Raw genomic sequence first — 6,324 nt, forward strand, 5'->3', positions numbered from 1 at the left:
TCGACCACCCGGATCCCGGCGGCGCCGTCGCGGGCCAGCCGCTCGCGAAGAGCCGGGTCGAGGTCGGCCCAGGCATCCGTCGTCTCGGCCGGGCGCAGGGCCTGGGACAGGAGGTGGGCCCGGGCTTCCTCGCCGTGACGCGCGCCGACGTCGTGCCGCTCGGCACGCCGGATCCGGCCGCCGCGGCCCGGGCCGGCCTCCTGTCCCAGGCCCTGCGCCCGGCCGAGACGACGGATGCCTGGGCCGACCTCGACCCGGCTCTTCGCGAGCGGCTGGCCCGCGACGGCGCCGCCGGGATCCGGGTGGTCGAGGCCGCCGACGAGCGCGAGGAGGCGCTCGCCATCGCGGTCGCGCTGCGCGAGGCGCTGGAGCGGCCGGACCGTACCGCCGCCCTCATCACGCCCGACCGCGCCCTGGCGCTGCGCGTCGCGGCGGAACTCCGGCGCTGGGGCATCGTCGCCGACGATTCGGCCGGCGAGCCGCTCGCCCGCAGCCCGGCCGGGCGCCTCGCGCGGCTCGCCGCCGACGTCGCGGTGCTCGACGCCAAGCCCGAGCGGGTGCTGGCGCTCCTCGCCCATCCGCTGGTGCGCCTCGGGCTCACCCGGCCGGAGATCGAGCGGGCGGCGAGCGCTCTCGAGATCGGTGTCCTGCGCGGTCCCGCCCCCGCCAAGGGGTTCGACGGCATCGCCGACGCCCTGCGGCTCGCCCGCACCGAGGAGCGCCCGCACGATCCCCGCCCGCGCCGGCGCCTGACGCCCGAGGATTGGGAGGCGGCGGACGACCTGCTGCTGCGCCTCACGGTCGCCTTCCGCGATTTCGTCGCCGACGAGGACGATTCCCCCGACGACCTCATCGCCGTCGCGAGGAACCACCGCGCCACCTGCGACCTGCTGATGGAGGGGCCGGAGGAGGAGACCGACGACGCGCCCGATGCCGACGAGCCGGATGCCTCGGTGGCGGTGCTCGACGCGCTCTTCGACGACATGGAGATGGCCCAGCCGGGCCTGCTCGCCGGCCGCTTCTCCGACTACCCGGCCTTCTTCACTGCGCTCGCCCGGGAGCGGGTGGTGTCGCGGCGCAACGCCAGCCCGCATCCGCGCCTGCGCATCCTCGGCCTCCTGGAGGCCCGGCTCCTCACCGTCGACCGGGTGGTGCTCGGCGGCCTCGACGAGGGCGTCTGGCCGCCCAAGGCCGAGACCGACGCCTTCCTCAACCGGCCGATGCGCGGCCGGGTCGGTTTGGCCCCGCCGGAGCGCCGCCTCGGCCAGACCGCGCACGACTTCGTCCAGGCCCTCGGCTGCCCGGACGCGATCGTCACCCGCGCCCACAAGCGCGAGGGCGCGCCGACGGTGCCGTCGCGCTTCCTCCAGCGCCTGCGCGCCTTCGCGGGCGAAGCGGCCTGGGCCGGCCTCGTGACGGGGGGGCAGCGCTTCCGGTCGCTCGCGGCCGCCATCGATGCCGGCACCGGCCCCGAAGACCTCCCCGTGCTGCCGCGCCCGCGCCGCCCGGCGCCCCGGCCCGACCCCGCTCTCTTCCCGCGCTCGCTCAGCGTCACCGAGATCGAGACCCTGGTGCGCGATCCCTACGGGATCTTCGCCCGCCACGTGCTCGGCCTCGACGCCCTGGAGCCGGTGGCGGTGCAGCCGAGCGCGAGCGACCGCGGCACCATCGTGCACGCGGTGCTGGGCGGCTTCGCCGAGCGGTTTCCCGAGGGCCTGCCGGCCCTCGACGAGGCCGAACAGGTCCTCTACGCGCTCGCCGCCAATGCCTTCGCGCCGATCTCCGATGCCTATCCGGAGCTCTACGCCGAGTGGTGGCCGCGCTTCGTGCGCCTCGCCGAAGCCTTCCTGGCCTGGGAGGCCGAGCGCCGTCCCGGCCTCCGGCGGGTCGAGCCCGAGGTCGGCGGGCGCTGGGCGCTCGCCATCCCGGGCGGCCACGTCCTGACCCTGCGCGCCCGCGCCGACCGGATCGAGACCCGCCGCGACGGCGGCCACATCATCATCGACTTCAAGACCGGCCAGCCGCCGAGCGCCCGCGAGGTCTTCGCCGGCTTCTCGCCCCAGCTGACGCTGGAGGCCGCGATGCTGCAGGCCGGCGCCTTCCGGGGCCTGCCGGCAGCCGCCGACACGCCCGACCTCCTCTACATCCGCGCCGGCGGCGGCAAGACGCCCCTCGATCCCGCACCCCTGAAGCCCCCGCGGGGCGACGGGCGCAGCCTGCCGGAGCTGGTCGAGGCCCATGTCGCGGGCCTGCGCCAGCTCGTCGGCGCCTTCATGGCCGGCGAGGCGTCCTACCTGTCGCGGCCCTACCCGAAATACGCCAAGGCGTATTCGGACTACGACCACCTGGCGCGGGTGCGGGAATGGTCGCTGGTCGAGGGGGAGGAGTGATATCGACGGTCGCCGAAAGCGGCCTTCGGTGCCGTTCACGATCCGCGACGCCGACGGAGGCGCATGCCGAGAGGCCGACATTCCGTGATGGATCAGTCCTGTGCCGGGCCCGGTACGGGCCTGCACCACTGCAGCGAAGCTGAAGGAGATCCGGGATCCAGCGTGAAAAATCGCGAAGCGTCCGTCCGTCAATCACGGTGCATCATGCAGAGCCGCTTCGCGGCAAGTTCGCGCGCTGGATCCCGGATCTCCTTCCGCTGACGCTTCAGTCGTCCGGGAAAGGGTCGAGCCATCATGGAACGCCGGCGCGCCGGTACGCACGTTCGCCAGCGCAGTATACCGTGACCCTCTCACCTCGGCATTCGCCAAGCAGATTTGCTCAGCAAGCAGATTTGCTCAAACCGGATCTCACTCTGGGTCTCGCCCCGGAAAGACCGCGAACCCGTCCGCCCGCACCTGGTCGAGGATCGCCCGGTAGGCCGGCTCGCACGCCATGCCGGGGGCGATCCGGCCGTACTGCACCGCCTCCGGGGCGCTGCGCTCCGGCACCGGAGCGCTCCGCTCCGGCACCGGGGCGCTGCGCTCCGGCACCGGAGCGTTCCGCTCCGGCACGAGCGCGATCGGGGCGGCGGCCGGGGTGAGCTGGGCGCCGCGGCCCGAGACCAGGGTGGTGAGGATGCCGAACAGCTCGCCCCGGATCGTCGGCCGGCCCAGAACGGCGAGGCGGTACTGCCCCTGGAACTCGGTGACGAGGTAGATGTGGCCGGACTGGTTCGGGACCGCGACCGTGCCCGACTGGGCAAAGGGCGCGTCGAGCCGCTCGGCCTCGCGGAAGACCAGCCGGGCGCTGCCGGCGTCCCAGGCGATCTCGGTCACGTAGGCGAAGATGGCCCCCGCCTGCCCGAAGGACGGCCGGAGCGTCAGGTAGCGCCCCTCCAGGAAGGCCACCGCCGCCCGCGTGTAGGAGCCGAAGGCCTCCGGCGCCTCGCGGGGCGGGGCCTCCCGCCGCGGGGCGGCCTGCCGCAGGGACAGGCCGAGCGCTTCCTCCAGGCGGATCGTCGTCGCCAGGGTGAAGGGCCGACGGCCGGACAAGGCTTTTTCCAGGGTCGAGATGCTGATGCGCGCTGCATCCGCCAGGGCGAGGCGCGACATCCGCCGTCGGGCCAGGGCCTCCCGCACCGCGTCGGCGACGGCCCGGCTCTGCCCCTCGGGCAGGGCGGCCTCGTCGGTCTCGCTCGCGATCTCGGGCGGCATGCGGTTTCGTCCCGTGGAGCCCGTGCGGGCTCCGGTCGGAGGCCGGGCCGATCCCGGACGGATCCGCACGAAACCGCACGGTCGGGAAACCGTCAAGGTGCGCCGCGTCATGGCGATGACCCCTCAAGCTGGACCTTCGGGGGATCCTCGGCGACCGCCTCGACCACCAGGCGCTCGGGCCCCGATATCAGGGCGTCGAGGGGCCAGCAGGTCACGAGCGCCAGATGCCGGCCCGGGGTTGCCGGATCGAGGCCGGACGCGTCGAAGCGCACGATCCGCCGCCCGGTGACCCGGAAGCGCACGATCCGCCCGCGCACGGTCTCCACCTCGACCGGATCGCCGGGCTTCAGGTCGCCGAGGCGGCGGAACTGGGTTTCGCGGTGGGCGGCGTAGACCGCGACACCCGGCTCCCCCGCCTCCGGCGTTCCCTCGACATGGCCCGGCCCGAAGGCCAGCGCCTGCCCGCTCGAACCGGCCAGGGCGATGTGCGTCTCCCCGAGGCTCGGGAAGGTCAGGCGGGCGACCGGCACCGTGTCGGCGGAGGGCCAGGGGCGCACCGGCGCCCCCGCCTCGAGGCCGCGGGCGAAGGCGCGGGCCAGGAGCGCCTGCGCCAGGGCCGCTTTTGCGGGGATCCAGGCGCCCTGCGCCGCCAGGATCAGGCCGCCCGATGCGAGGGCGGCGGCGAGGAGCCGGTGCGTCCTCACGGCGCGACCCGCCGGCCGCGCAGGAGCAGGGCGAGGCCGAGGAGCCCGGCGCCGAGCATCAGCCGCAGCTCGAAATCGGTCGCGGTCTGCGGCAGGGCGATCGACCCGGTGGCCGTGGGGGTCAGCGCGGCCTTGCGAAGGATCGGGGCGGGGCCGGGCGTCCGCGGCTGGTCCGTGCCGAACACCGCCTCGAAGTCCCAGCCCGCCGGCAGGTTGAGCGGCAGATCGGTGCGGGCGAGGCGCGCGCCCGCAGGCCGCCGCGGCGTGGCGTCGATCGCGACGAGGGAGGTGAGCCGCGTCGTCAGGCCGTGGTCGAGGGCGAGCCGCAGGATCTGCGCATCGGCGGCCTCCGGGGTCATCCGGCCGGTGATCCGCGCGGTCTCCGCCTCGCCGATCCGGGCCCGGGCCCAGACCTTGCCGATGCCGGCGCCGTCCTCGGCCCGAGACAGGTCCAGCACCGTGCGCCAGGGCCGGCCGCCGATCCGGCCGGTGAGGGTCAGGGTGCCCCTGGCCTCCCGTAGGCGCGCCGCGATCGTCACCGGCTCGCCGCGATAGAGGTCGGGCAGCGCGGTCGGGGTGGCCTCGGCCGGCTCCGAGAAGGTCGCCGCGAGGTCGGTGACGACCGGGCTCTCGAGCTTCGCCAGCAGCTCGCGCATCCGGTCGGCGACCTGGTCGACCGAGCCGATCAGCGTGACGGTGCCGCGGCCGAGCTCGGCGGCGTGGCGCATCAGGTGCCCGTTCGGGGCCGAGCCGATGCCGACCATGAACAGCCGGGTGCGTCCGCGCCCCTCGGCGATGGCCGAGAAGATCCGGCCCTCGTCGCCGATCGCCCCGTCGGTGAGGAACACGACCTGGCGCACCCGCCCGGTCCCCTCCGGGTCGGCGTCCCGCAGGGCCGCCTTGAGCGGCGCCAGCATCTCGGTGCCGCCCCGCGCCTCGAGCCCGGCGACGAAGCTCTTGGCCTGCGTCAGATGCGCCTCGTCGGCGGTGACGAGGTCGGGAAACACCGTCTCCATCGTATCGTCGAAGCGGATCACGTTGAAGCGGTCGCCCGGGCGCAGGCGGTCGAGGCCGACGAGCAGGCTCGCCTTGGCCTGGCGGATCGAGGTGCCGCCCATCGAGCCCGAATTGTCGATGACGAAGATCACGTCCCGCGGCAGCGCCGCCGCCTGAGCCGTCGAGACGGGCGGGGTCACGACCGCCAGCACCGCGTCGGCCCCCGCGACGTGCTCGCGGAAGAGGCCGAGGCCGGGGCTCGTGCCGGGAGCCGGCGTCCAGGTCAGCTCGAAGTCCCGGTCGGCCGCGGTGGCGCCGTCGCGCAACGCGATGCGGCGCTCGCGCTCGGAGGGCGCCTCGACCGCGATGGCGTGTGTCGCGCTCTCGACCCGGCCGAGGGGAAAGCCGGCCTTGAGGTCGATCGAGAGGGTCAGCGGGTTGACCGGGGCGTGGCGGGCCGGATCGAGCACCGGGGCGGTGATCGCGTCCCGGTCGGGCACGGGATCGGGGGCGGGGCGGCCGCCGGCCGCCTCCTGCACGGCGGGCGGGGCCGGGTTGTAGCGCGGGGCGGCGACCGTCGGCAGGCGCAGGGAATAGGTGTCGCCGGAGCGGCGCACGCCCTGCTGGTACTGGATCTGGACCAGCACGGTCTCGCCCGGGCCGATATTGGCGACCGCGTTGGTGAAGAGGTTCGGCCGCTGCTGCTCGACGAGCGCGGCGGCCTTGCCCTCCGCCCGGGCGGCCTCGTAGTCGCGCCGCGCCGCCTCGCGCTCGCGGATGTCGGCGACGATCACCCGGTCGCCGACGACGAGGCGCATCGCGTCCACCGCCGCGTCCTCCGGCAGGGGAAACAGGTAGGTGCCCTCGACCCAGTCCGAGGTGGTGTTGCGGAACGCCTGGGTGATCGTCGCCCGCGCGGTCGGCCCGCTCACCGTGATCGCCGCGTCGGCGGCGAGCCGCGGCGCGGCGACCGGCGCGCC

Annotated in this window: 4 protein-coding genes; 1 reads left to right on the forward strand and 3 read right to left on the reverse strand. The window is 75.1% G+C overall.

Annotated elements, in window-relative coordinates:
- Positions 1 to 2,390 (forward strand): double-strand break repair protein AddB (addB, locus tag QR78_RS30850; protein WP_048431454.1); only part of this gene is annotated, 2,390 nt, incomplete at its 5' end.
- A gap of 408 nt (positions 2,391 to 2,798) precedes the next feature.
- Here the strand turns inward: addB and QR78_RS30855 are convergent.
- The 3 genes from QR78_RS30855 to QR78_RS30865 form a co-directional block, all read right to left on the reverse strand.
- On the reverse strand, positions 2,799 to 3,644 hold the full coding sequence (locus tag QR78_RS30855) for a helix-turn-helix domain-containing protein (protein WP_048431455.1): 846 nt from the start codon (positions 3,642 to 3,644) through the stop codon (positions 2,799 to 2,801).
- 107 nt (positions 3,645 to 3,751) lie between these two features.
- The gene (locus QR78_RS30860) at positions 3,752 to 4,348 is read right to left on the reverse strand and encodes a class GN sortase (RefSeq protein ID WP_048431456.1); all 597 of its coding nucleotides are present in this window, start codon (positions 4,346 to 4,348) and stop codon (positions 3,752 to 3,754) included.
- The coding region (locus QR78_RS30865; protein WP_048431457.1) for a marine proteobacterial sortase target protein at positions 4,345 to 6,324 on the reverse strand (1,980 nt) is incomplete at its 5' end. The genes QR78_RS30860 and QR78_RS30865, both read right to left, overlap by 4 nt.

This window comes from Methylobacterium indicum (genome assembly GCF_001043895.1).
Lineage (GTDB): Bacteria > Pseudomonadota > Alphaproteobacteria > Rhizobiales > Beijerinckiaceae > Methylobacterium > Methylobacterium indicum.

Bases quoted from the DNA above. Each gene is read 5' to 3' on its own strand.
- QR78_RS30855 (WP_048431455.1), bottom strand. From the start codon at position 3,644: ATGCCGCCCGAGATCGCGAGCGAGACCGACGAGGCCGCCCTGCCCGAG.